This is a genomic window from Streptomyces albofaciens JCM 4342, from assembly GCF_008634025.1.
Taxonomy (GTDB): domain Bacteria; phylum Actinomycetota; class Actinomycetes; order Streptomycetales; family Streptomycetaceae; genus Streptomyces; species Streptomyces albofaciens.
The window spans coordinates 4,347,211-4,371,801 of record NZ_PDCM01000001.1 but is presented as its reverse complement, the minus strand read 5'-3'; the positions used below and the strand labels follow the sequence as shown (position 1 = coordinate 4,371,801).

The following is a 24,591-nucleotide window of genomic DNA, read 5'->3' as shown; positions in this document are numbered from 1 at the left end:
GCCGGGCAGGCATCGTGATAGCTGCGTAGCGCACCGGTCAGCATGTCAAGCGCCTGGACCCGCCCAGCTGTGACTGCAGCGTTCAGTTGGCATTTCCCGCATTTCCCGCTGATGCTCGGCAAGTGCGGGGCCAGTGATCGAGGCCGCGCCGGAGCGGTGACACGGCAGGCTCCAGGTCGGCCGCGCCGAGGAAGCCGACGGCCTTGCCTGGCTTGCCGAGGGTGACCGGAAGCTCCGTGGCCGGTGTGCCTTCGGAATCGGCCGCGGTGTGGTCGGGCACATGGTCGGCGGTGGTCGTGCGGATGACATACGGCACATGTAGGGGTGTGTGCTGGTTGTTGCGCGGCATAGCGTTCATGGGCGGGGAGTAGCAGGCTGACGCAGAATGACGACCGCGAAGGAGCTGACATGCCAAGCACGTTCGGCGACAACGGTGACGAAGCCACGCGCCGTCGGAAGGCGGATGACGAGTGGTGGACTCGCCGCCGGGAGGAGGAAGAGGAGGAGAAAAGGCGAGCCCAGCAAGCGGCGGATGATGACGCTCAGCGCCAGCGCCAGCAGCAGGATTCGGCGTACGCTGACCAGCAGCGGTACGAGGCTGAGCAGCAGTATGCAGCGCAGGTCGCAGCAGACGCTGCCCAACAGCAGCAGGCGGCACAAGCAGCGGCTGACGCACAGGCGGCAGCAGACGCTGCTCAGCAGCAGTGGTAACAGGGCGAACTCGAAACGCCTTTACCGCCCCCGTCGGCGACGAGCGTGGTCACATTGGCCTCTTCCGCGTGGACACTCCGGAGGTGGTAACAGGTATCCGGAAAGACCTGCCCCTTGAAGACCCCTTTTTCTTCGGTGAAGCTCGGGTTGACGGCAGGAACACCGGCGGCGGCAAGAGGAGCGAAGTCGGCGCTTTTGCAGGTGAATTCTTCGAGCGAGCCGGATCTGGGGGCGCGGCCGTTTCCATCTGCGGTGAGCTGGTCTCCGGGGCAGCGGGCCACGCCTGTCCTGTCAGCGGCGTAGACACCGAAGGTGCCGTTCCTTGTTGCCCATCATGTCGACGTTCACCTACTGCGTCAGCGTGGCCCGGTCGCGGGTGGACCGGTCGGCACGCCAGAAGGTGAAGCCCGCCTTTTCTCTTTCCTCATCACCACTCATCACCCTCAGAAGACCGGAGCTACGGTACGCTTCGGCGTCCAGTTCTGGGCGCGTGCTTGAGCCGCACATTGCATTCGCTGAACAACTTCTCCTGCTATGGCACGTCCATAAGCCCGGAAGCCGTTCGCCCTCTGCCCGAGCACGCCGCTGCCGCCGGTGGATGCCTTGACCTCGTAGAGGTAGGCGTCGTCATCGGCATGGTTGCGGAAGCCATGGCCGGACCACCCCTCCCCGGACTGCCGGCGGATCGGCGCTGCTCGACCGTCGGGTCGTGCCGCAAGTGCCCAGCGCCTGCCCCAGGGTGGGACAACGGGCACGGGCGCGGGGCCCGGCTTTTCGTATTCCCTCTCGGTCTCGTGCGCGCGCCTTTTCGCACGTGAGCGTCGGCGTACGAGGTCGGGCAGGTGGCGCGGCACGGTAGCTGACGCGGGCGGATAAACGCCTGTTTCGGGACCGGGCCGAGAGCGCAGGCCGCGCAGGCCGAAACCGTGCCACGGGCTTCGCATACCGCCTGCTTCCCTGGTCCATGTGCGCACGAAACGGGTTGTCCATTGGGCCAGTGGCAAGTCGCCATGGCTCACTGCCGTACAGCGCACAACCCCCTGGCGAAACAAGCCATTTTCGGTCACGCCCTCGTCGCACCGCCGCCGCGATGATCAGGCCCGGCTCGTCACATGCGGCACACGCTTAGCACTTGACACATGAACATGTTGAGTGCCTACGATCGAAGCTGTTGTGTTCCCACTGCACCGATCCCGCACGACCGACACAACCCCCGAACTGACGGCCTCGCGACACAGCGCCGGTGCACGCCGCACGCCTCGTGAATGTCGACGCGCTCAGGAGAACGCCTTGCAGAGGTTATCGACTGCGCTCAAGAGTTGCATCGTCCAGTTACCCTTCCCCTCCACACAGGCCCCGGACCCCCGGCTCGCCGCGTACTACCGGGACTACGACCTGCGTTTCCGCGCCCACCTTCCCTCGTATTTCGTTCCCGGAGACGGTCTCTGGGAGATTCCCCTGTGGGTGGCGCATCTGACGGCTCTCATCGACACGGCGAGGCTGGATTCCAGTTTCTGCGACCTCTCCAAAGAGCCCGCCGAACCCGACGCGTGTGCCGAGCCCATACTGGCCGACACCGCGCCCGGCGACCTCGTACTCATGTCGCCCCTCGCGCAGAACCTGAAACTCGCGCTGGAGGTGTCCGCCACGTTGCAGCGGGCGGGACGCCGCGTCGTCCTCGGCGGCAACATGGCACCGCTCGTCCCGGCGGGCTCCGTCCACATGGTCCACCGGGGCCAGCTCGACGCCTCCTTCGTCACCCGGCTCGTCGAGATGGCCGCCGGCGAGGGCGGGCAGAGCGAGAAGGCGCCGACGCTCGGTCTCTCACCCCACCGCGTGAGCTGGTCGCCCAACTACCGGCACCTTGAGGGGTACCGGGGCAGTGTGCCGATGCTCCGGCTCAACGCCAGCCATGGCTGCCTGTACAAGTGCTCCTTCTGCGGGGACGCCTGGAGCAAGCAGCTCACGCTCGTGACCAAGGACGCGCTGGCCGAGGAGGTCGACCAACTCGCCGCGCGCTTCCCGGACACGCGTCTCGTCTACATCGGCGACAAGACGTTCGGCCAGTCCCGCGAGGCGGTGCAGAACCTCCTCGACGTGTTCCGCGACCGGCCCGGTTACCGGTTCATCGTCCAGACCCACGTGATGCAGGTGAAGGAGTGGGTCGTCGACGCGATGCACCAACTGGGCGTCATCGCCGTGGAGATGGGGTTCGAGTCGGCGGACACCCAGGTGATGAAGCGGCACCACAAACTCTCCCGTGGACTGGACGATTACACCGAGAAGATCCGGACCGTCAGCGACTCGGGCCTCAAGGTGGTCCTGAACGTCATGGGCGGCCTCGACGAGGAGACCGAGGCCGCGCACCGTCAGACAGTGCAGTGGCTGGACGACAACAGCGCCTGGCTGTGGCTCTTCAACCTCTACAACTTCGTCCCCTATCCGCTCACCCCCGACTTTCCGCGGCTGCGCCGGCGGATCGTGGACTGGGACTTCGCCGCCTGGCGGGAGGACGCCCCCGTCGTCTACCGCCCGCAGCACCTCAGCCGGGAACGCAGCTGGGAACTCTTCCAGGAGAAGATCGCGGTGGCACATCGCATCGTACGGGGCTGCCCCACGGAATCCACCGGCGAGGAGCGGGAATCCGGCCCGGCAGGCGCCGTCCCGTCGAGCCCCACCGTCTCCCCCCGCGAGGTGTGATGAACCAGCTGCCGGACTTCTCCGCCCTGCAACAGAGCGCCAAGCCCGAGGACTTCGAGCCCGACCCGCTTCCGGGCTGGTCCGGGATCGCCACGCTCTTCGGCGCGCCCGCCGCCCCGCCCCTGACCGGAGACGTTCCGTCGCTCGACGGCTGGGCGGTGGCCGGCGTTCCTTTCGACGGGACCGCCAGCTCCCGCCCCGGCGCGGCCGAGGGCCCCCGGTCCATTCGTCAGGCCAGTCTGGTGTTCTCCAGCTATCTGAACAGCCTCGGCGAGTGGCCGATGCTGGACACCCGCACCGGGCAGACCTTCCGTTACCGCGCGCCGTCCGTGACGGACACGGGCGATCTGCACACGTATCCGACCGACACCGTACGGACCTTCCAGGCCGTCGCGGTGGAGAGCCGCCGGCTCGCCCGGCACGCTCCCCGGACGCTCTTCCTCAACGGCGACCACTCGGCCACGTTCCCGACCTTCGCCGGGTTCCGGGCGGGACAGCTGGACAAGGGCCGGCTGCGGACGGGCTTCATCAACATCGACCACCACTTCGACTTCGGGAACTGGAGCACGCTGCACGGGCCGCTGTACCACGGCTCGAACTCCCGCCGGATCAGCGAGCTTCCGGGAGTGGACCCGCGTGACATCGCCTTCGTCGGCGTCGGCGATGTCACCAAGTACGACCAGTTCCGGTCCCTGGTGGAGCGCGGGTTCCATGTGGTGCCCGCGTCGCAGATCATCCGGGAAGGCGCCGGCGCCGCGTTGCGCCGTGTGATCGACACATTGGGCGAACGCTGCGACACGGTCTATGTGTCGCTCGACATCGACGTGCTGGATTCCGCCGCGGCCACCGGTACAGGACATGTCACCATGGGCGGTCTCCAGAGCGCCCAGCTCCTCGACGTCTACGAAGAGCTGCGGGCCCTTCCCGTCGACGGTCTGGACATCGCCGAGGTCGCGCCTCGGTACGACCCCACGGGCAGCACCGCTCAGATAGCGGCCCGGTTGCTGTTCGAATTCCTCTTCCGCACCGACTGCCAGCCCTCCGGCCTGGCGCCCTGGGACCCGCCCCAAGACGCCGCGGACGGACAGGACGCCGCCGGGGAACGGATACGGACTTCTGAGGAGGGACGGTGAAGTTCGCCCCCACCGACACCGGCATCGCCTGTGACGAGCTGATCGGGAGCCGGCCGGACGAGGCCCTCGACCGGATCGCCGGGCAGGGCGCGGAGATGCTGGACACCCGTGGTTTCGCCGTCTTCCGGCTGGGTCGGCTGCGGCTTTCCGTGGACGAGAGCCGCGGCCTCGCGCGGTCACTGGCCGAGCGGCTCCGCCTCGCTCTCGTCCGCCGCGGCGCGCCCGAGGAGATGCGGCTGGAGGTCGACCGTCCCCAGGAGACGTACGTTCCCGAGGGATACCCCACCCGCACGCTGCTGCCCCACTTCGACGGCCAGCACTGCTCGTACCTCACCCCCAGCGTCCTCGACATGCCCGAATGGGAGGCCGCGTGGCGGGAGTTCGGGTCCCGGGGCTACACCACCACGTCCGCGCACAAGATGTACCAGGGCATCTTCCTCACCGACCCCGGACAGGGGCTGAGCGTGACCACCTATTACGACTGGCTCGCCGTGCTGCGCGCCGTCCGGGAGGAACGCGGCCTCGGCACCACCGGTGAGCCGGTGGCCGAGGTGGCCCGCTGGCTGGGCGGCAACCTGCGGGAGGCCGTACGGCGACAGCCCGAGCACGGGTGTCCTTACCCCTCGATGGGTGCGATGCTGGGGCTGGAGGACACGCTGTGGCACGGGGTGTCCTTCCACCACGGCGAGTCCGACCTGCCCAAGGAGGCGCGGGAGCGGTGTCCGCACGCCGGGCCGCTCACACAGCGCTGTCCCTGCGGCCGGTGCCAGGGGGAGGTCGCGCGGCTCTTCTGCCATCAGACCCTCATGTCCACCGGTATGACCTGGGACGCCTTCAAGCAACGCTGGGAGGTGCTGGTCCCCGGCGAACACTGTGACCTGCTCGTCGGCCACAACCTCACGATGCTGCACGGCGGCCTGGCCGGCGGAGCCCGGCGCGTACTCGATCCGCTGTGTCTGGTGGTCGACAGGCCGGCCGGGGACGTGTACGAGAAGTGGCTCGCGCGTGCCTGGCGCAGACCCGCGCCGGCCGGTACTGGTGCAAGCTGATGACCATGACGCAACCGACGACAAGCGCAGCGACACGGGCTCTGCGGTCCGCCGTCGAACGGCTCGGGCTGACCGGCCCGCAGCCGGTCGGCCGCGGGCTGGAGTTCGAGGTCTGGCGCGCGACCCATCCACGCTGGGGGGAGGTGGCCCTGCGCATCCCGGCGCGCAAGGTCGACTCCAACGACAACGACCCCTGGGTGGAGACCGCGGAACTGCTCCGTCACGAGGCGGAGATGTACCGCTGCCTGGGCCCCCTCGGCATCCCCGTGCCCCGGGTGTACGACCTGCTCAGCCTCGACGTCGACGTGCTCGTCTGCGAGTTCCTCGCCCCTGACGGCAGCACGTTCCGCTCGTACGACCTGGGCGCGATCCTGGCCCGGCTGCACGGTCTCCCCCCGCCGGCAACGGTCTCGGCCGGGCGAAGGTTCGCCGCCTTCCGCCCGTCGATCGCCGAGCGCCTCTCCCGCCGCTGGGCCGTGCTGACGGACCTCGGCCTCGTCCGCGACGCTCCCGCCGGCTCGGACCTGCGGCTGCCCACCGCCCCGCACGCCACGGAGATCACCGGCCGCATCCCGCCGGACGGCGAGCAGGCCCTGCTCCATCTGGACGTGCGCGCCTCCAACCTCATCGTCCGCCGGGGCCGCATCAGCGCCCTGATCGACTGGTCCAACTCGATGACCGGCGACCCGGCGCTCGATCTCGCCCGGATCCACGAGAGTTCCCGACTGCCCGAGAACGGCATCGACTTCGGCGCCTTTCGGCGCGGGTACACCTCGGTACGGCCGTGGCCCGAGCGCTCTCCAGAGACCTGGCAAGTCTACCACCTGGACGCCGCGGTCATGCTGGCCGTCGTCTTCACCAGTGAGGCCCCGGACCCGGAGCGCGGCCCTGCCCTGGTCCGGCGCGTTTTCGAGCTGAGCGCCTCCTGGCAGGCACCGGCCGGCGGGTCCGCATGGTGAGGGGCGGGCGGACGGCCGTGGGCGTCCCGAGCGAGTACGCGTCGTTCGACGAAGCAGCCGCCCGCCTCGCCCTCACCCCGGCCCGGAGCCTGTACAGCAGTGACGCGTGGCTGCGCCTGCTGGCGGGCCACGGGCACCGGTACCGCTGGGCGGCCCTGTCCACGGAAGCGCGCTCCGCGGTCCTCGTCCCGGTCACCGACGGGCCCGCTGTGCGGTCCACCCGCTACCGCCCCGACTTCCTCCTGGCCGGCCGGATACCCGTCGACGGCTGTGCCGTGGCCGGGCCCCGCACCGGGTACCACAACGAGTTACGCCATGGCGAGGACCGGTTGCCCGCCGCCCGCGTCGCGAACGGCCTGCTGGATTTCGCCCCTTCCCGTGCCGACGGGCGGGCGGTGCTCCTCCCCTACCTGCCGAGCCACACCGCGGCCGAGTTCGAGGCGGCCGGCCACCCGGCCGGACTGATCGCCTGGGACGCCTGGCTGGACGTCCCCGACGGCGGCTTCGAGGACTACCTCACCACCTTGGGCGCGAACCGACGGAACCAGGTCAAGGGCGACCTCAGGCGCCTGGCGGCGGCGGGCCTCACCTTCAGCAGCGGTCCTCTGCGGGGCCCTTACGACGCCGCGGCCGCTCTGCTCGTCCTGCACGAACGCAAGTACGACCCCGGATACGACCAGCCTCCGGCAGGCTTCGCCCGCTATCTGGCCCGCTGTGCGGAGGTTCCGGGGGCTTACCTGGTGGAGGCCCGGCTCGACGGCCATCTCGTCGGATGCCATGTGGTCTTCCACTACCGCGATGTCCTGTGGGTACGGCTGATCGGCGTCGACGAGTCCCGCTCGGCGACGCGCGGCTGCTACTTCGGCCTGATGTTCTACGAGCCGCTGAAGCTCGCCCACCGGCTCGGAGCGCGCGCCGTCCACCTCGGCATCGGCACGTCCGAGGCCAAGGCCCGGCGTGGTGCGCGCCTGGAGCCGCTGTGGACCGTCGCGGTCACGGCCGGGGGCGAGGACGGTGACCGGGCCCGGGAAGGGTTGCGGTCCCGTGCGCTCGACCTGCCTGACCCCGCGCCCGTGCGACAGGGCCCCGGCCCTGTTTCCCCTGCGGACTGGGGGCCACCGTGGCCCGGATGAGCGAGGGCACGTTCCGCACGGTCCTCGGCGTCCGTACCTTCCGGCGGTTCTTCCTCAGCCGCGCCGTCTCCCTGGCGGGCGACGCGGTCGTGCCCACCGCCCTCGCCCTGGCCGTGACCGGACGGGGGGAATCGGCCGAGTGGCTGGGCGTGCTGCTCGCCGCCGCCCTGCTGCCGAAGGTCTTCCTGCTGGCCTTCGGGGGCATCGCCGCCGACCGGTTCGCCAAACTTCCGCTGATGGCCGTCTCCTCGGTCGTCTGCGGCCTCACCCAGGCAGCGACCGCCGTACTCCTGCTCCAGGGGGGCAGCCTGTGGTGGGTGCTGGGCTGTCAGGCTCTGTACGGCGTGTCCATGGCGGTGGGGTACCCGGCCTCCTTCGGATATCTCCCCCACTGCGTCGACGCCGGCATGCTCGGTGCCGCGAACGCGCTCCTGGGCGCCTGGACCGGCGCCGCGGCCCTGCTGGGGCCGGCGCTCACGGCCGCGCTGGCGACCGTCGATCCGGCCCTGGCGCTCGCCGTCGACGCCGCGTCCTTCTTCCTCGGCGCCCTCCTGCTCCTCGGGCTTCCCCGGGGCGGCCCCACGGAGCGTATCGGCGGCGGTCTGGCGGCGCTCCACGACGGCTGGCGGGCCTTGCGCCGTCTTCCCTGGCTGCTGCGCATGACCGTGGTGGACAGCCTGATCCTGATGGTCGTCACGGCGCCGTTCATCGTGCTCGGCCCCGGCCTGGTGGAGCCCCGCTCGTCCGGCGGCTGGGCGCTGCTCATGCTCTGCTTCGCCTCGGGTGAGCTCCTGGGCAGTCTCGTCAGCGGCCGGCTGGCCCTGCCCCGGCCCATTTTGATCGCCGCGCTCGGTCTGACCGTGATCGGCCTGCCCCCGCTTCTCCTGGCCGCGGGGTCCGGAATCGGGTGGCTGAGCATCGCGCAGGTACTCGCCGGGGCGGCCATCGGCGCGTACGGGGTGCTGGTGAACACCACGATCCAGCGCACGACGCCCCAGGACCAGCTCGCGCGCGTGGGCGCCATCGCGTCCATCGGCTCGTTCGCCTTCCTGCCGCTGGGCTACGTGCTGGCGCCGGTCCTGGCCGGCTTCGTCGGCGTCCGGCCCCTGTTGTGGTGTGCGGCGGCCTGGACACTGCTGTCCGTCGCCGTACTGGTGGCCGACCGTGACCTGCGTGGCTTCGACGGCGGCGGTACCGGGAGCGGCCGGGGACGCCCCGCGCCGGTCGACGCCCTGGCGGAGCACACATGAAGGTCGAACGGTACGAACGGATCCGGCACGCCGCGGCCGGGGGCGCCGAGCCGCTGCTCAGGTCCGGACTCGAACACTCCCTGCCCTGGCTGGAGGCCGAGGAAGGACGGGTCGCCCCTTTCCAGAACTACCTGCTCGCCCGCGGCCGGGACGGCACCCCCACGGCACTGGCCACCTGCTACCCGATCCGTCACACGTCCGCACACCGCGCCTACGCGGCCTGGGAAGTGCTGCTGGGCGCTCCCACCGAAGCTCTGGTGGAGGCCCTGCCGCCGGGCGCGGCCCATGACGACGCCGTGAATACGCTGGCCAAGCTGCGCGCCGGCCTGCCTGCCACGGCGACGGACGCCCTGGCCGTGGTCACCCCGGGCTCCGTACGGCCCGGTGTCCTCACCGCGCGGGACGCCGTACCCGTCCGCGAACTCGACGCCCTAGTCTCGGCGGTGGAGGACCTGTCCGCCGAACTCTCCCTGCCGGTCGTGGAATTCGCGCATGTCCGTGGCGACGCCGAAGGCCGGCGGCTGCACAGGGTCCTGCGGGCACGCGGGTACACCGCGGTGACCACTGGGGCCGACGCCGTGCTGGACGCGCGGTTCACCAGCCTGGAGACGTACTTCGCCCGCTTCCGCAGCAATCGGCGCAAGACGCTGCGCAAAGAACGGAGCCGCTTCCTCGCCCAGGCTCCCGAGGTGCGCCTCCAGGGACCCGAGGGCCTGACTCCCTGCCTGGTCGCCCTTCAGCTGGCCCGCTACCGGGCGTACGGCCATGACACCGACGCAGACGCCGTCCGCGACCGGTTCTCCCGCGCGGCGAGGATTCCCGGGCTGAAGGTGCTGCGTGCGGACGGCAGCGACGGCCCGCTCGGCTTCGTCGCGTTCTACGAAGACCCGCGTGCCCGCCGGCTGGTGCCACGTCTGGGCGCCTTCACGCGGGACGTACCTTCCTGCTACTTCAACCTCAGCTACTACGAACTCATCGCCTACGCGGCGCGCATCGGCGGCATGAGCATCCATTACGGAGACTCCACGTACGGCGCGAAGACGCTCCGGGGCTGCCGCCTGGTGCGGCTCACCACCTACCTGCGCGCCGCCGACCCGGCCCTCCACCACCAGCTCGATGAAGCGGCGCGGCTGCGCACGACTTTGGAGGAGAACCAGATGCGTGCCGCAGAAGACATGGCAGGGAGCTGACGATGACATCCGCACACCCCACCGAGCACGCCCCCGACGCGGGGCGACGCGGCCCGTCGGCCGTCCTCTTCGACGCCGCGGGCACCCTCTTCGCCGTCCACCCGCCGTTCTGCGAGTTGATAGTGGCCCACGCGGTGCGCTCGGGAGCCCCGTGCACCCTAGGCGCGGTGGAGCGCGCCGTCGCGCACGTCGGCGGCACCGCCGGCTGGCCGGACGACCAGCCCGACCCGGCGAGCCGGCGAGCCGCGTGGGCGGAGTTCGTGACGTCGATCCTGGCGGAGGCGGGCATCGGCCGGGAGGAAGCCGGCCGGCGCCGCACCGGGCGTTCCGTCGCGGAGGTGATCGTGGAGCCCCGCAACTACCGGGTCTTCCCCGACGTGCCCGAGGTCCTCGCCGGGCTGGCGGCGTCCGGGACGGCCGTGGGCATCGTCTCCAACTTCGACGACCTGCTCTTCGACATCCTCCGCTGCACACGCCTGGACGCCGCGTTCCCCGTGGTCGTCACCTCCTACCGATCGGGTGTGTCCAAACCCGATCCCCGGATCTTCCACCAGGCCCTCAGCGCCATGAAGGCCGACCCCGGCTCCGCCTGCTACGTCGGCGACTCCGTCTACTCCGACATGGGCGGGGCACGGGCCGCCGGACTGCGCGGAATCCTCATCGACCGCGACGGCACCCATCACGACTACACCGGCACGAGAATCACGTCACTTCTGGGCCTGCCCGCACTCCTGAATCCGGAAAGCAGGGCCGACAGCCAGAGGTGAACCGGCCCGGATGCTCGTTAGTTGTTCGGGGGGCATGGGTAAGGCGACCGCCGTGTGCGGCACGTGCTCCGCCACCGGCTTGGAGCTGGTGAAGGCGCTCCCCCACAGCACCATGGTGATCGACAGCAGCAGATACGGGCTGCTTGGGTCCTTCGTTCGCGTCATGCGGCGACTGTGACGGGCATGGTGGCGGGCTCTCCGTCCGCGAGGGGTGCAAATCACCCAAGGCGATTCGCTTGCTTTCGCCGACACCCAACGGTTCCTCACACACCTTTGTCTGCCCTGGCAGAAGAGACTCAGGACGGGTCGAATGCCCGGACCGGTTCCGGTTGCTCGGAGACACGTTGCACACGCCGGCGGGAGGTGATTCCCAAGCAGCACACGGCCGCCACGAGACAGAGCCCGATCGGGAGCAGGAGCGTCCCGCGCATGGCGCTGACGAATCCCTGGTTGAAGACTTCCGTTCCCAGTTGGTGCAAGCGCGCTCCGACGGCGCCCGGGGCTTCGGCTGCTTTCGGCGCGCTCATGAACGGATTGCCACCGCCCACGTCGGCGAAGCTCTTGATGAACGCGTTCCGGTAGGCCATCGGCACGTCGATGCTGCGGCGGACGGCCTCGTCGTGGAGTTCCTGCCGGAGCGTTCCCTGAAGCAGTGCCCCTACCGCGGCTGTGCCCAGGGCCTGCCCCAGTTGCCGGATCGTGTTGAAGACACCGGAGGCGGAGCCGGAGAGCTCCGGGCTGATGTTCCCGACGGCGACGGTGGTCATCGTGGTGAACAGGAGGCCGATTCCCACTCCGATCACCGCTACGGCGGGCAGGACCAGCCAGCTGCTTATGTGCGGTCTGGCGGCCACAGCCGCGGCACCGATGCCGAGAGCGAAGGCGCCGAGCCCGGCGATCAGCAAGTACTTGCCGCCGGTCCGGTCGGCACGGAAGCCGGCGAACGGGGCGATGGCGGCGGCGGTCAAAGACGCCGGCGCGGTCACCACGCCGGCTTCCAGCGGGGACAGTCCCAGGATCGCCTGGAGGAAAATCATCAGCGGCAGCAGGCTGACCATGGCGAAGCCGACCGCCAAGGCGACCACGTTGGCGAGCGTGAAGTTGCGGTCGGCGAAAAGCGTCAAGGGGACCAGGGGGTCCGCCGACCGCCACTGTGCCATCACGAAGCCGGCCAGGAGTACACAGCCGCCGACCAGAAGCATCGGAATGGTCAGCCCGCCGGTGATCGTCCCCCAGTCGTACCGGCTGCCTTCCAGGAGCCCGAAGGTGATCGCGAACAGGCCGCCGGTCAGCAACACGGCACCGAGCGGATCGACGCGGTGCGCGAGGCCGGTGCGGGATTCGGGGACCCAGAGCAGGATCAGGAACAGCCCGATCACGCCGATCGGCACATTGACGAAGAAAATCCACTGCCAGCTGAGCCGTTCCACGATGAAGCCGCCGAGCAGCGGTCCGGCGATGGTCGACACGCCGGCCACGGCGCTCCACACCCCCAGGGCGGCTCCGCGTTTGTCGGCGGGGAACAGGACGGTGATGAAGGCCAGCGTCTGCGGGCTCAACAGCGCTGCGCCGATGCCTTGTAGCGTTCGGGCAACAATGAGCGGGCCGGCGGTGTCGGCCATGCCGCACAACCCCGAAGCCAGCGTGAAGATCACAAGGCCGACGAGGTAGAGCCGCTTCCGGCCGAACCTGTCCCCTAATCGGCTGGCGATGACGAGTGGCACCGCGTAGGCGAGGATGTAGATGTTGACGACCCAGAGGATTTCATCGATCCCCGCGTGCAGCCCGGTCAGCATGCTGGGTACGGCGACGTTCACGATCGTGGTGTCCAGCAGGATCATGAACAGTCCCAGGCACAGTGCGCCGAGCGCCGGCCATGGATTGCGCCCGTGCACGCGCGACATCAACCCGCCTCGCTTCCGGTGTCGTCGGCAGCCGGCCCGTGCACAGGCTGCCCGGGCTCCGGCAACTTCAGCTCCTGCTGCCGGCCGGCCGCCTCTGAAGGCCAGGGCAACGCACCGCTCGCGAGCCGTTCCACGACCGTCCGGATCCACTCCAGCTGGGCTCGTGCGGCGGCCGTCTGCCAGGTCAGATCGAGGAAGTACAGCTCCTCGGTCCCGAATCCGGTGAGCCGGGCGGCCACCGTCTCCTCGGCGGCGATCTCGGCTTCCAGCATCGCTGCCCGCCAGGTCAGCCACTCGATGGCTTCCTCGCGCCCGAGTACGTGCAAGAAGGCCAGAGCCAGGGGGAATTCGAGGTACTCGGGGGCGGGAGTGGACACCATCTCGCGCAACCGGTCGGTGAAGGCCGCTCGCCCGTCCGCGGTGATGGAATACACCGTGCGCTCGGGAAGGCGGCCCTGCCGGCTGGTGTCCACCGCTTCGATGAGACGGAACTTCTCCAGGCGCTCCACCGCGTGGTAGAGGGAACCCACGGTGAGCTTGACGAGGCGGTCCCTTCCCCGATCCCGCAGCGTCTGCTGCATCTCGTACGGGTGCATGTTCCTCTCGTCCAGCAGCTCCAGAATGGCCAGCGAGATCAGATTGAGCTTTGGTGATCTTGGAGAAGGCACGGCTCACTCCGTTCGTCTATTCCAAGTGGAGTACTCAGGGCGGACTATACGCCTGCGACGCCACGCAGGCTCCCGGCCGGACCCCGGGCGCATACCCTCATGTGGTCCTTGACTAAGGGGTGTTGGCGTGTCGCCTCGCCCCCGTCCAGGCTCAGGCGGGAAGGCATCGGGCTCCGGGGCTCGGTCTACGCCTTCGGGATGCACCGCTCACGCAAGGTCCGGGCCACACACGGACCAGCGCTGCCCCGGCAGCGGTATCAGCCGACGTCACAGCAGGTCGGTCCCCGGCCGGAAGCAGCGGGTCCCCGGCCGGAAGCGGCGCGGGGACCCGTGGGTTGGTGGGAGGTCAGGTCAGGCGATGGCCGGCTGGGGGGCGGGGCTGTTCAGGTGTCCGTTGCGGGCGAGGGCGGCTACCGCGGTCGCGCATCCTGCTCCGGTGAGGGCCAGGGCCGTCCACACCAGCCAGGGGGCGTCGGCGTGGGCGGCGTCCCACAGTGCGCCCAGGGCCAGGTTGCCCAGGGTGATGCCGAGGCCCGAAACGGTGTTGTAGAAGCCGTAGTGGGTGGCCACCAGGTTGTTCCCGGACAGGGCGACGACGGTGTCCATCTCGAAGGGGTAGACCACCGCGCCGGCCGCGGCGAGCACCGCGACCGAGGCGACCAGGGCCGCCAGCACCGCGGCACCCGACCCGGCGGGGACGAGCGCCAGGGGCGCGAACGCGATACCCAGCGCGGCCAGGCCGCCGGTCAGGGCCTGATGGGGAGTGAAGCGCCGCTTGGCCCAGCCTGTCAGCCGCAGTTGACCGGCCACCGCCACCGCTGCGGACACGACGAACAGCGCGCTGGTGGCCTTCGTGCCGTTCGCGCCGAGGGCGGCGTCGGCGGCCAGCGGCAGCACCAGGTAGACCTGGAACGTCAGCACGTACGAGCCGATCATCGCGGCGGAGAACAGCAGGAACGGCCGGTTGGCGGCGACCTGCCGCCACTGCGCCCACACCGAGCGCGCTGCCGTGCCCCCGGCCTCCGGACGGGAGCCGGTGGCGCCGCGCCGGGCGGGCAGGGCGCGGATCTGGAGCACGCTGAGGGCGGCGAAGATCACGGCGGCCACGGTGCACACGGCGCGGAAGTCGGCGGCCAGCAGAGCCAGTCCGGCCGGCGGGCCGAGCAGCATGCCGGCCTGGTAGTAGACGTTGAAGGTGGCGAAGGCGTCCACCCGCCGTTCGCCGGCCTCGGCGGCGAGGTAAGCGCGTACCGCGGGGTTGAACAGGGCGCCGGCGAACCCGGTCGCCGCCGACGCGGCGATCAGCGCCGGGAGGCTGTCCACCCAGCCCAGCAGGGCGAAGCCGCCGGTGCGCAGCAGGCAGCCGGCCAGGATCGGCGGCTTGTAGCCGAAGCGGTCGGCGAGGGTGCCGCCGATGAGGAACATGCCTTGCTGGGAGAGGTTGCGGACGCCGAGCACCAGGCCGACCGCCCAGGCCGCCAGGCCCAGGTCTCCGGCGAGGTGAGCGGCCAGGTAGGGCATGAGCATGTAGAAGCCCAGGTTGATGGCGAACTGGTTGACCATCAACAGCCGGGCGGCCGGGCTGAACGAACGTGTCTGTACGAGGACTTTCCTCACCGGGCCGCTCCGCTCAGGCCGTCGGCCGTGGCGCTCGGGGACGCGGGGCAGGGGTCGGTGACGGTGCGGCAGCGCGTCCAGCGGGTGACCACCGCCTGGGCGGGATGGGCGATCTCGTCGGGGGCGTCGGCCGGTTCGTGTCGCAGCAACCGGTGGGTACGGCAGTAGTCGTCGTCGAAGACGGTGGAGACGTAGCGGTGCGGGCCGTCGGGGAAGACCGCCGCGATACGGTCCTCCGCCGGGGACGTACGGGCGAGGTGGCGGGCGACCAGCGCGACCGCGCCCACGCTCCAGCCGCCGGTGGCGTACCGGGTACGGGCCAGGGCGCGGGCGGCCCAGACCGCTTCCGGGGCGGCGACCCAGTGGACCTCGTCGAACATCTCGTAGGCGACGTTGCGCGGGTAGATCGACGAGCCCAGGCCGCGCATCAGCCGGGTGCCGGCCGGCTGCCCGAAGATGGTCGAGGCGCAGGTGTCCACGCCCACCACCCGCAGCGCGGGGAAGAAGGCGCGCAGGACGCGGCCGATGCCCGCGGAGTGGCCGCCGGTGCCGACCGCGACGACCAGGGTGTCGATCCGGCCGAGCTGCGCGACCAGCTCGTGCGCCAGGGGCCGGTAGGCGGCCACGTTGTCGGGGTTGTGGTACTGGTCCGGGCACCAGGCGTGCGGGTACGCGGCCAGCAGCTCGGCCACCTTGTCGCGGCGGGCCTGCTGCCAGCCGCCGTCCGGGTGCGGGGCGGTGACGGTGTGGACCTCGGCGCCGTACGCCCGTAGCAGCCCGGTGACCTGCGCCTCCATGCCGGGATCGGTGACCACCGACACGGGGTGGCCGAAGGTGATGCCGGCCAGCGCCAGGCCGAGGCCGAGGGTGCCGGAGGTGGACTCCACGATCCGGGCGCCGGGCCGCAGGTCCCCGCGCTCGCGGGCGGCGGCCACCATGTACAGGGCGGTGCGGTCCTTGATGCCGCCGGGGTTGTGGCCCTCCAGCTTGGCCCAGAATCCGCGCCCGGCGGGGGTGAACGGCTCGCCCACCCACAGGACGGGGGTGTCACCGACCAGGGCGGCCGGTGTGGCGGCCGACCGCGCCGAGGCGGCCAGCAGTTGGGCGGGGGAAGAGGCGGGAGAGGAAGGGTGGAAGTCCAGGACGGATGACAGGTGTGGGTTCGTCATGACGCATCTCCCACCGCCGTCCGCGGCGCACAGGCGCACAGCGGCGAACGGCGGTGTACGGGTCGGGGGACTGAACACGGGCTCGTCCTGCCGCACCGGCCCGCCAGGGGACGGCTCACGGTGCGGTGGGCCCTGTCAGCTCCGCCACACCTGCAACATCGCTTGCGGCGCACCGCTCGGGCGCACGGGCTCCTGCACCGGCGGCCCTCGCACGGGCAGCACGCGGGGCTCCACTCCGGTGCCCGGTGGCGGGGGCGGAAGCAGCGCGCCCCTGCCCCCGTCGGTCTGCCTCCGCGTCGGCTCGTCGACGCCCGCGCACTGCTGTGACTCGTGGTGCGGGCTGTCGCAGGCGCTCGACCGGACCGCGGACTGCCCGGTGGCCGTGTCCGGCTCGACGGCCGAGACGGGGCCCGCCGCCGTGAGGCTGTCGGTCCGCCAGGAGCCGTCGGCCAGCGGCCCGTGCGAACAGCCCACGACATGCATCAGTGCGACCAGCAGGACAGCGAGCCACAACCCACGTCCCGCGGCCCGCCGCGTCTCCGACGTCGCACCGGTCACCACGGCCACACGGTAACCGAGCAACCACCTGAAGTTCTCGCCGGTGCTCACGCTTTGGCGTGATTCACCTGTCCTCCACACTCTGCACGCCCGAAAACGCGGCCCGGAACGGGTCTTCCTGTGGAACGGGCCGTGCCGGGTACCGGGGGCAAACGGGGAGGAGCAGCGCCTGGACGGGGGCGTCCCCGGCCTGGTCCGGCCGCTGGGGGTGCCGGTAGCCGGGCGGCCGGAGGGCAAGGGCGTGAGCGGGGAGCGGGCCCCGGCCCCGGGCGCGGCCCCCGCGTCTCAGCGTGAGCTGAGCGGGTCGTGGGTCGCGGCCGGGCGCGGCGGCCAGGCGCGGGGGGCGAGGATGCCCAGGACGTAGGCACGGGCGACGAGGGCGGGCCTGGTCTCGGCGCCCAGCAGGTCCCGGAGCCGGCTGAGGTGGTAGTCGACCGCCTGCCGGGAGAGCTTCAGCGCGGCGGCGATCTCGCCGTTGGTGCTGCCGCCGGCGAGCAGGGACAGTATGCGGATCTGCGTGGCGGTGAGCGGCGGGTGGGCCTCGTGGGCGATGCTCTGGTCGGTGACGACGGCCCACACGTGCGCGACACGGCCGACGGGCCCGCTCACCGTGGACAGGTGAAGCTGCGCGCGGCGCTGGCGCCCCTCGGTGTCCACGAGGACGGCGGAGGTCTCCGCCCGCCTGATGCGGCGGGTGATCAGCCCCTCCCAGGCGCGGCGCAGGGGACGGAGGTCGGGCGTGGCGGCGAGCAGGGTGTGCGCGCGGCGGCCGACGAGGTCGGACAGCCGTGTCCGGAACAGTTCGGCGGCGGCCGTACCCGCCTGCTCTATACGGCCCCCGACCGAGAGCAGCGCGCAGGGCAGACCGCTGTAGTCCCGCAGCGCGCGCAGCTTCTCCTCGGCCTCCTGGCGCTGGCTCGTCGCGCGGACGTGGTCGGTGATGTCGACGTAGATCCCGGCCACACAGGTCCGGCCGTTCTCCTGGACCGGGAAGCGGTGGCCGGCCGCCTGCCCCGTGCTGCCGTCCGAACGGTGATAGCGCAGGTGGTGGCGGACCGGCTTGCCGCGGCGGAGGATCTCCTGGTCCAGGGCCCGGAACCGGGCGGCGTCGGAGGGGGTGTCGAGGTCCTCGATCCGGCTGCCGACGACCCGCTCCGGTGTGGTGCCGTAGAGATGCGCGTAGGCGTGATTGGCCCATAAGTAGCGGCCGTCGCGGTCGCGGAGGAATGCCGCGGCCGGCGCGAAGTCGGCGAAGTCCGCGAAAGCGGCGTACGGCCGGCCGCCCGCGGGCTGCGCGCCGGCCTCCATCGCGAGCCCGCGCGTCCACCCCCGGCTCCCGTCCCGGGGCCATCTCACGTGGAAGGTCCGGCCGTCGAACCGGAGCAGGGGGTGGCCGTCCTGGAGGGCGTCTCCCGGAGCGGACAGCTCTTGGCGCGCGCGGTCCAGGAAGCGCTGCGCGGTGGGCAGGTCGGCGAAGGCCCCGCCGCCCCGCTCCTTGACGCGCCCCTGCTCGTCGGCCTCCCACCAGGCGACGGGGAGGCGTTCCAGCAGTGCTCTGAGACCGGGATCGTCCACGACGGCCTTTCCGTCCATGTTCCCGCCGGGCGGCGGGAAGTGACATGGCGATGCCTATCCCGTGCGGAGTCCGGCCATGCTCGGTTATCGGCCGACCGCGATACGTGAGCGCGTCGCCGGGGCAGCTTGCCATAGGTGATCCACCACCTTCGCGCGCACTCCAACGATGTCCACGACTTTGGCATTTGCCTGATTGGCGCCCGCCTCCGGCGGCACTTCCGGCACCCGCCTTCTGATTCCCTTGTGTGTGTCACCGGTTACCCGCCGTGTTCTACGCGGGTTGCGTCACCGTGTCCCGGCCATGGCCGGCGAGCGGCACCAGGCCGGGCAGCGGGGCCGGGCCACGGCCCGGCTCCCCCCGGACGGAGGCCCGACGCCCCGGCCGGACACCCGACGCCCCGGACAGACAAGCGAACAGACAAGTGATGGGAGACGAATCTCAGTGAGCACGGTGCTGTTGGTGCACGCCAAGGGCGGTCCGCCGCTCGGCCATGTCCTGTCCCGGGCAGCCGCGCGAGCGGACGTGCACCTGCTGGCGCTCAGCGCACTTCCGCCGTCGGTCGCCGCGTCCGCGGAGCGACTGTGCGCCTCGGTCGTGCTGCCCACCGACGCGGAGCGGTCCGACCTGGTCTCGTTGATCGTCTCGCGGGCCGAAGCCGTCGGCGCGGACGCGGTCCTCACCTTCTCCGAGTACGCGGTCGTGGCCGTCGCCGAGGCGTGTGAGGCGCTCGGTCTCGCCGGGGCGGGAGACGCCGCCGCGCTCGCCCGCGACAAGCGGATGATGCGGCACACCTGGCATCGGCACGGCCTGCCGCAGCCCGCGTTCCGCCCCGTCACCACCCAGGCGGACCTCCACGAGGCCGTCACCGCCCTGTCCGCTCCCCTGCTGCTCAAGGCGGCCTGGAGCGCCGGTTCCACCGCCCACCAGATCATCGCCTCCCCTCAGGAGGCCGACACCGCCTGGCGGCGCTCGCGCGAGACCATGGCCCGGTCCGCCCGGCTGGGCTTCGCCGAGCTCCATGTGGCCGAGGCGGCGGGGCACTTCGTGGTCGAGGAGATCGTGACCGGCGACACCGCGGGCTGGTTCGACGAGCCCGGCTGGGGCGACTACGTCAGCGTCGAGGGCGTGGTGACCGGCGGCGTCTTCCGGCCGGTCTGCGTCAGCGGCCGGATGCCGACGGTGCGGCCGTTCACCGAGCGCGCCGGCATCACCCCCGCGCTGCTCCCCGCGGACCTCCAGGACCGCGTCGTCGCCCTCGCCCGGGAGGCCGTCGACGCCCTCGGCCTGCGCGACTGCGGCACCCACACCGAGATCAAGCTCGGCGCCGACGGGCGCATGTGGCTGATCGAGACGGCCGCCCGGTTCGGCGGCGCGATGACCGTCCCGCAGATCGAGGAGGTGTTCGGGCTCGACGTCGTCGGCATGCTCGTGGACCACCTCCTGGGCCGCCCGGTCGCCTGGCCCGAGCGGGTCCTCGGCCCGGAGCAGGCACGCGGCGCCGCGGGTTCCCTCGTCGTCCTCGCGGTGGACGGCCACGGCGCGGCCTGGCGGGACCGCAGGCTGTGGGACTTCCCCGTGGTGAAGGAGGCCGTCGCGCTGAGCGAGGGCAGCATGCTCTCGGTCGTACCGGAGAGTTCCCTGCCCGACGGCAGCGCCGTGCCGGTCTACGACCCCGCCGGCGGTGCCAACACGATGGCGGCCCTGTGCCTGCTCTCCGCCGCCGACGCGCGCACCGTGCTGCGCGACTTCACGGCTCTGGTGGACGCGCTGCCCGGCGTGCTGCCGCCCGCCGTACCGGCCGCGCCGCGGTCCGGGTCTCCGGCCGCCCGGCCCCCGTCCCCGGCCACACCGTCAGCGTCCCCCGCCCGCCCGCGCGTCCGGCCGGCCGTACCGTCCGAGGAAGTCGCCGTATGACCACCACTCCGCTCCCCGTCAGCGTCGCCGATCCCGCGGCCGACCGCACGGTCGTCGGCGAGAACCTCTCGCTGCCGCTGTTCCGTACGCTGTCCGGGGTCCTGGCAGGCCACCCGTACCTGAAGGTCGTCGTCGACCGCGCCGAGTCCACCTGGCACCTGCTCGACACGGCCGCCCACCCCTTCCACGTGAACTACATCGCCACCCGTGTCCTCGGCATGGACCTCGCCGAACTCGACGCCCGGCTGGACGAGTTCAACGCGTCCGTCTACATGGACCCCGAGCGCCGCTTCCTGCTCGGCGTGCTGTCCCTGCACACCGACGAGGACCGGGAGGGCCGCGAGCGCACCTTCCTCGTGCTGGAGACGACCGAGGCCGACACCATGCACGGGGAGCTGCTGGAGTTCTTCTACACCTTCGTCCGGGAGCGCGTCGACGGCAGGCTGCCGCTCCTGCTCAAGCCCGCCAATCACGGCCAGGAGGAGGCACTGGCCCAGGTCAGCGAGCAGCGCGTGCCGCGCATCCTCGGTCACGAACTCTTCGGCTCCCGGGTCCGCGTGCCGCTCAACGCCGGGGAAGCCACCGGCCGGCTGCGCTGCTTCACGACCGTGGCGGAGTACGAGGCGGCGGCCGACGGGCTCGGCTGGTCGGACATCGTCGCCATGCCCTGCCTGCCGGACGGTGTGCAGCGGGTGGCGGGGTTCATCAACACCGCGCCCATCACCCCGCTGTCCCACACCAACGTGCTCGCCTCCGGGTGGGGCATCCCGAACGCGATCGTCCGCGATCTGGAACAGCTCGTCCAGAAGGACGGTCTGGACGGGGCCTGGGTCCGCTACCGGGTCAGCGAGGACGAGATCACCCTGGAGCGGCTGGAGCAGGCCCCCGAACTGCGGGCCCCGGCCTGGCACCAGCAGCGCATCCGCCTGGAACCACCGCTCCTGGAGGACGCGCCCGTACTCTCCCTGCACCGGCTGCGCAGCGCCGACCGTGACCGCTACGGCACCAAGGCGGCCAACCTCGGAGAGCTGCACCACGTCCTCGACAGCCGCACGGCCGATCTCACCGCGTTCTACGGCCGCCCCCGCCCGCCCCGCAAGAACCTGTACGGGCACCTCGCGTCCCGGCTCGGCCTGGACGCGCCCTCCGCCACCGAACTCCGCGCGGCCGCGGCCTCCTTCGTGGCCGGCACCGTCGCGGCCCCCGAGGGTGTGGCCCTGCCGTTCTCCCTCCTGCACCGCTTCCTCACCTCCTCCCCCGCGCTCCAGCAGGGCATCGGCAAGCTGAAGATGGCGCTCGAACTCGACGCCATGGACGTCCTCGACCCGCTCTGCCTGCAGCTCCAGCACCTGACCCGGCACGCCACGATGCCCGACTCCGTCACCAGGGAGATCACCCGGGCCTTCCCCGCCCCGCTCACCGCGGGCGGCCGTCTCGTGGTGCGCTCCTCCTCCAACGCCGAGGACCTGCCGGGCTTCTCCGCGGCAGGGGTCTACGACTCCGTCACCACGGTCCGCGGCACCGGCGAACTCCTCGACGCCGTGCGGCAGGTATGGGCCTCCCTGCTCTCGCCGCGCAGTGTGCGGCTGCGCCACCAGGTGGGCATATCCCTGGACGACACCTACATGGGCGTGATCATCCAGGAGTACGTCCCCGCCGCGCTCGGCGGCGTCCTGGTGACCTGCGACCCCACCCGGCGCGAGGACTTCCGCAACGTCTACCTCAACTGTTCGCCGGGCTCGCCCGAACAGGTCGTCGAGGGCGAGGTGCTGCCGCAGCAGTACCTCTACAACACCGTCGAGGGCGGCGGGCGCACCGTCGCCCTCGGCTCCTGGAGCGAGGGCCTGCCCGCCGCCACCCGGGCCCGGCTCGCGGACCTGTCCCTGACCGGCCGGCTGCTGCAGTCCCACTTCAGCGCCCCCGAGGTGGACGACCCCCTGGACATCGAGTGGCTGCTGACCGACCAGGGCGACTTCCGCCTGGTCCAGATCCGCCCCTACGCGCTGTGAGCCCCCGCCTCCCGCGCTCCGCGGCGCGGCCCGCCGCCACGCCCCTGACCGGCACCGCCCGGCGCATCGTCCGGCTCAACTACGGCTTCCAGCTGCTGTTCAACCTGCTGTGGTGGATGCCGGTGTTCTACGCCTACCAGAAGGACGCCGGGCTCTCCGACGGGCAGATCTTCGGTATCCAGAGCATCTACTACGTGGCCTTCTGCCTCTTCGAGATACCGACCGGGCTGATCGCCGACCGGATCGGTACCCGCAACTGCCTGCGGGCCGGTGCCGTCGTGATGACGGCCGCGAACCTCGCCCCGGTGGTCAGTTCCTCGTACTCCGGCTTCCTCGTCCACTTCCTCGCCATCGCCGCCGGCCGCTCCCTCACCTCGGGCGCGGCCAGCGCCTACCTGTACGACGGGCTGCGCACCGAGCGCTGCGAGGAGCACTACCTCAAGGCGGAGGGGACCGCGCGGGCGCTCGGACTCGCCGCGAAGATCCTGTGCTGGCCCCTGGTCGGGCCGCTGATGACCCTCGTCCACCCGGCTCCGTACCTCCTGAGCGCCCTGAGCGCGGCGGGTTCCCTGATCTGCGTCATCGCCCTGCCCCGGACAGCAGTGCCCGCCACGGCTCGCGGTACGGCCTCACCGGGCCGGGCCGAAAGGCCCCGGGCACCGAGGGGCGGGCGCGGCACCTCGCTGGGCGACGCGAAGGCAGCGCTGCGCTGTGTCGTCTCCTCGCCGTGGCTGACGCTGGTCATGGTCCAGGGCGTGGCCGTGTTCACCCTGTCCAGGATCTGCCAGGTCAACCTCTTCCAGCCGATCCTGCTCGACCACGGCATCGGCGAGTCCGCGCACGGCGGGGTGCTCGCCGCCATGACGGTGGCGGAGGCCGTGGGCTCGGCACGCCCCCAGTGGCTGGGCCGCCGCCTGTCGCCGGTGGCCTGGGTCTCCGTCCTCAGCCTCGTCCTCGCGGGCACCCTGGCGGGCATCACCCTCGGCGGGCCCTGGACGACCGTAGCGCTGCTCTGCGTGTTCGCCGCCGCGGCCGGTTTCGCCTACCCGGTCCAGCGCAAGCTGGTCAACGATGCCGTACCGGCCGGCGCCCCGCGGGCGACGCTGCTGTCGGTCGAGTCGATCGTGGACCGCGCGGTGTGCGCGCTGGCGGCCGTCGCCGTGGGCGCCTACCTCTCCGCGGGCCGCCTGGACGCCCTGCTCTGGCACAGCGCCCTGGCGACCGCGGTGCTGCTCGGGGCCTTCCAACTGGTCCTGCGGAGCGTGCGGACGCGGCGCGGTGCGGAGGGGATGACGGAGGGAGGTGCGGCCCTGGAGGCGGCGGAGCCGCCGGATTCCGAGGCGGCGGAGGAGCCGGGCTCCCGTCGACGGCATCCGGAAGGCGCGGTGTCCGGCGCGTCGGACACACCTCCGAAAGCCGCCGTGTAGGACGTCCGCACGCCCGCGCCCACCTCGGGGCGCGGGCGTGCGGACATGCGTACGTACGGCCGTCCACGCTCCTGTTCAGGCGCGCCGGCCGGAGCCGTCCGCCAGGCACTCGATCACTCGGACCGGGAGGTAGGCGGGGCGGAAGGGCCCTCCGACCCGATAGGCCACGTAACCGAGCGAAGCCGCCACATACGTCTCCTCGGCGGTCTCCCCCTGGTAGACGAGGCGACAGCCGTGTGCCGCGGCCCTGGCACGCTTCCAGAGGACGGCTGCCGGCTTGCGCTCCGCCTCGGTGCGCGGAGTGAGAATCCGGTCGCCGAAGTCCTTCCAGGCGAACGGGACGGGTCCCTTCCACGCGCCGTCGACCGCCTTCTTCAGGGCGGCGGCGCGCTCGGCGTCCGTCTTGCCCCACGAGGACGGCACGTTGGTGATCAGCCCGACTTTGATGTGCCGCTCCCGCAACGCGCGCAGGTACGCGGCCGCACCCGGCAGGTAGCTGATGCCGGAGTCCGCGGCGGTGTGCACCAGCGTCTCGCCCAGATCGAAGTAGACGACGGCACAGCCGCGCGCCGAAGGGGTCCGCGCCCCGGCCGGAACGCCGTGCGCCACGTCCGCCGGCACGGCCGCGCTCGCCGCGGTGGCCAGCACGACCGACGCCACCGCGGCGGCCGGCAACACGGGACCGATACGGAAGAAGCCACGGAAGGAGGTTCTCTGCATGGCGGTCGGCGCCTCTCTCTTCGACGCGCCACACAGACGCGCCCCACGTCAGGTGCGTGACGAACAGACGCACGAGGCACCGCTACGGCCCCTCGCACCCCCGGAAGAGCCCCTCTCCCCCGTCATCGCTGCTTCCC

At 71.4% G+C, this 24,591-nt stretch carries 21 protein-coding genes; 12 read left to right on the top strand and 9 right to left on the bottom strand.

What is annotated here, in order from left to right:
* Window positions 1–82: 82 nt before the first annotated feature.
* Window positions 83–358, bottom strand: coding sequence for a hypothetical protein (locus CP973_RS19380; RefSeq protein ID WP_150242407.1), 276 nt, complete (start codon window positions 356–358; stop codon window positions 83–85).
* 50 nt (window positions 359–408) lie between these two features.
* On the opposite strand from CP973_RS19380, the gene CP973_RS19375 reads away from it, so the two are divergent.
* Window positions 409–711: a hypothetical protein gene (locus CP973_RS19375; protein ID WP_150242405.1), complete on the top strand. Its 303-nt coding sequence runs from the start codon at window positions 409–411 to the stop codon at window positions 709–711.
* On the opposite strand, the gene CP973_RS19370 is transcribed toward CP973_RS19375, so the two are convergent.
* Window positions 696–992 carry a hypothetical protein gene (locus CP973_RS19370; protein ID WP_150242403.1) on the bottom strand — a complete coding sequence of 99 codons (297 nt, stop codon included), beginning with the start codon at window positions 990–992 and terminating at the stop codon, window positions 696–698. The genes CP973_RS19375 and CP973_RS19370 overlap by 16 nt on opposite strands.
* A gap of 1,009 nt (window positions 993–2,001) precedes the next feature.
* On the opposite strand from CP973_RS19370, the gene CP973_RS19365 reads away from it, so the two are divergent.
* The 8 genes from CP973_RS19365 to CP973_RS19330 are packed head-to-tail and all read left to right on the top strand — an operon-like array spanning window position 2,002 to window position 10,892.
* Window positions 2,002–3,411 (top strand): B12-binding domain-containing radical SAM protein, encoded by a 1,410-nt coding sequence (locus CP973_RS19365; protein WP_150242401.1) that lies wholly within the window; start codon window positions 2,002–2,004, stop codon window positions 3,409–3,411.
* Window positions 3,411–4,544, top strand: coding sequence for an arginase family protein (locus CP973_RS19360; RefSeq protein ID WP_150242399.1), 1,134 nt, complete (start codon window positions 3,411–3,413; stop codon window positions 4,542–4,544). The genes CP973_RS19365 and CP973_RS19360 overlap by 1 nt, the downstream gene beginning before the upstream one ends.
* Complete coding sequence (locus CP973_RS19355; protein WP_150242398.1) at window positions 4,541–5,593, top strand: hypothetical protein; 1,053 nt, start codon at window positions 4,541–4,543, stop codon at window positions 5,591–5,593. Before CP973_RS19360 ends, CP973_RS19355 begins: the two co-directional genes overlap by 4 nt.
* 5 nt (window positions 5,594–5,598) lie before the next feature.
* Entirely contained in the window at window positions 5,599–6,552 is a 954-nt protein-coding gene (locus CP973_RS19350; protein ID WP_167538375.1) for a phosphotransferase family protein, read from the top strand.
* Window positions 6,553–6,569: 17 nt separating this feature from the next.
* Complete coding sequence (locus tag CP973_RS19345; protein WP_167538374.1) at window positions 6,570–7,685, top strand: GNAT family N-acetyltransferase; 1,116 nt, start codon at window positions 6,570–6,572, stop codon at window positions 7,683–7,685.
* Window positions 7,682–8,935, top strand: coding sequence for an MFS transporter (locus tag CP973_RS19340; protein ID WP_150242392.1), 1,254 nt, complete (start codon window positions 7,682–7,684; stop codon window positions 8,933–8,935). Before CP973_RS19345 ends, CP973_RS19340 begins: the two co-directional genes overlap by 4 nt.
* Window positions 8,932–10,125, top strand: a complete 1,194-nt coding sequence (locus CP973_RS19335; protein WP_150242391.1) for a peptidogalycan biosysnthesis protein — start codon at window positions 8,932–8,934, stop codon at window positions 10,123–10,125. The genes CP973_RS19340 and CP973_RS19335 overlap by 4 nt, the downstream gene beginning before the upstream one ends.
* A 2-nt stretch (window positions 10,126–10,127) precedes the next feature.
* A complete protein-coding gene (locus CP973_RS19330) occupies window positions 10,128–10,892 on the top strand; it encodes an HAD family hydrolase (protein ID WP_150242389.1) in 765 nt (254 codons plus the stop codon).
* A gap of 296 nt (window positions 10,893–11,188) precedes the next feature.
* Here the strand turns inward: CP973_RS19330 and CP973_RS19320 are convergent, their stop codons facing one another.
* The 6 genes from CP973_RS19320 to CP973_RS19295 all read right to left on the bottom strand — a co-directional run bounded on the left by CP973_RS19320 (window position 11,189) and on the right by CP973_RS19295 (window position 18,383).
* On the bottom strand, window positions 11,189–12,796 hold the full coding sequence (locus CP973_RS19320; RefSeq protein WP_150242387.1) for a DHA2 family efflux MFS transporter permease subunit: 1,608 nt from the start codon (window positions 12,794–12,796) through the stop codon (window positions 11,189–11,191).
* On the bottom strand, window positions 12,796–13,464 hold the full coding sequence (locus CP973_RS19315) for a PadR family transcriptional regulator (protein ID WP_150242385.1): 669 nt from the start codon (window positions 13,462–13,464) through the stop codon (window positions 12,796–12,798). The genes CP973_RS19320 and CP973_RS19315 overlap by 1 nt, the downstream gene beginning before the upstream one ends.
* Before the next feature lie 351 nt (window positions 13,465–13,815).
* Entirely contained in the window at window positions 13,816–15,081 is a 1,266-nt protein-coding gene (locus CP973_RS19310) for an MFS transporter (protein WP_150242384.1), read from the bottom strand.
* Window positions 15,078–16,250 (bottom strand): PLP-dependent cysteine synthase family protein, encoded by a 1,173-nt coding sequence (locus tag CP973_RS19305; RefSeq protein WP_150242382.1) that lies wholly within the window; start codon window positions 16,248–16,250, stop codon window positions 15,078–15,080. Before CP973_RS19305 ends, CP973_RS19310 begins: the two co-directional genes overlap by 4 nt.
* A gap of 135 nt (window positions 16,251–16,385) precedes the next feature.
* On the bottom strand, window positions 16,386–16,811 hold the full coding sequence (locus tag CP973_RS19300) for a hypothetical protein (protein WP_167538373.1): 426 nt from the start codon (window positions 16,809–16,811) through the stop codon (window positions 16,386–16,388).
* A gap of 282 nt (window positions 16,812–17,093) precedes the next feature.
* Entirely contained in the window at window positions 17,094–18,383 is a 1,290-nt protein-coding gene (locus tag CP973_RS19295; protein ID WP_150242378.1) for a PAS domain S-box protein, read from the bottom strand.
* A 442-nt stretch (window positions 18,384–18,825) separates the two neighbouring features.
* On the opposite strand from CP973_RS19295, the gene CP973_RS19290 reads away from it, so the two are divergent.
* The 3 genes from CP973_RS19290 to CP973_RS19280 are packed head-to-tail and all read left to right on the top strand — an operon-like array spanning window position 18,826 to window position 23,734.
* The gene (locus tag CP973_RS19290; RefSeq protein ID WP_150242373.1) at window positions 18,826–20,298 is read left to right on the top strand and encodes an ATP-grasp domain-containing protein; all 1,473 of its coding nucleotides are present in this window, start codon (window positions 18,826–18,828) and stop codon (window positions 20,296–20,298) included.
* Window positions 20,295–22,307: a PEP/pyruvate-binding domain-containing protein gene (locus tag CP973_RS19285; protein WP_150242371.1), complete on the top strand. Its 2,013-nt coding sequence runs from the start codon at window positions 20,295–20,297 to the stop codon at window positions 22,305–22,307. Before CP973_RS19290 ends, CP973_RS19285 begins: the two co-directional genes overlap by 4 nt.
* Window positions 22,304–23,734 (top strand): MFS transporter, encoded by a 1,431-nt coding sequence (locus CP973_RS19280; protein WP_244409607.1) that lies wholly within the window; start codon window positions 22,304–22,306, stop codon window positions 23,732–23,734. The genes CP973_RS19285 and CP973_RS19280 overlap by 4 nt, the downstream gene beginning before the upstream one ends.
* Before the next feature lie 75 nt (window positions 23,735–23,809).
* On the opposite strand, the gene CP973_RS19275 is transcribed toward CP973_RS19280, so the two are convergent.
* Entirely contained in the window at window positions 23,810–24,454 is a 645-nt protein-coding gene (locus CP973_RS19275) for an HAD family hydrolase (protein WP_150242369.1), read from the bottom strand.
* Window positions 24,455–24,591 lie beyond the last annotated feature (137 nt).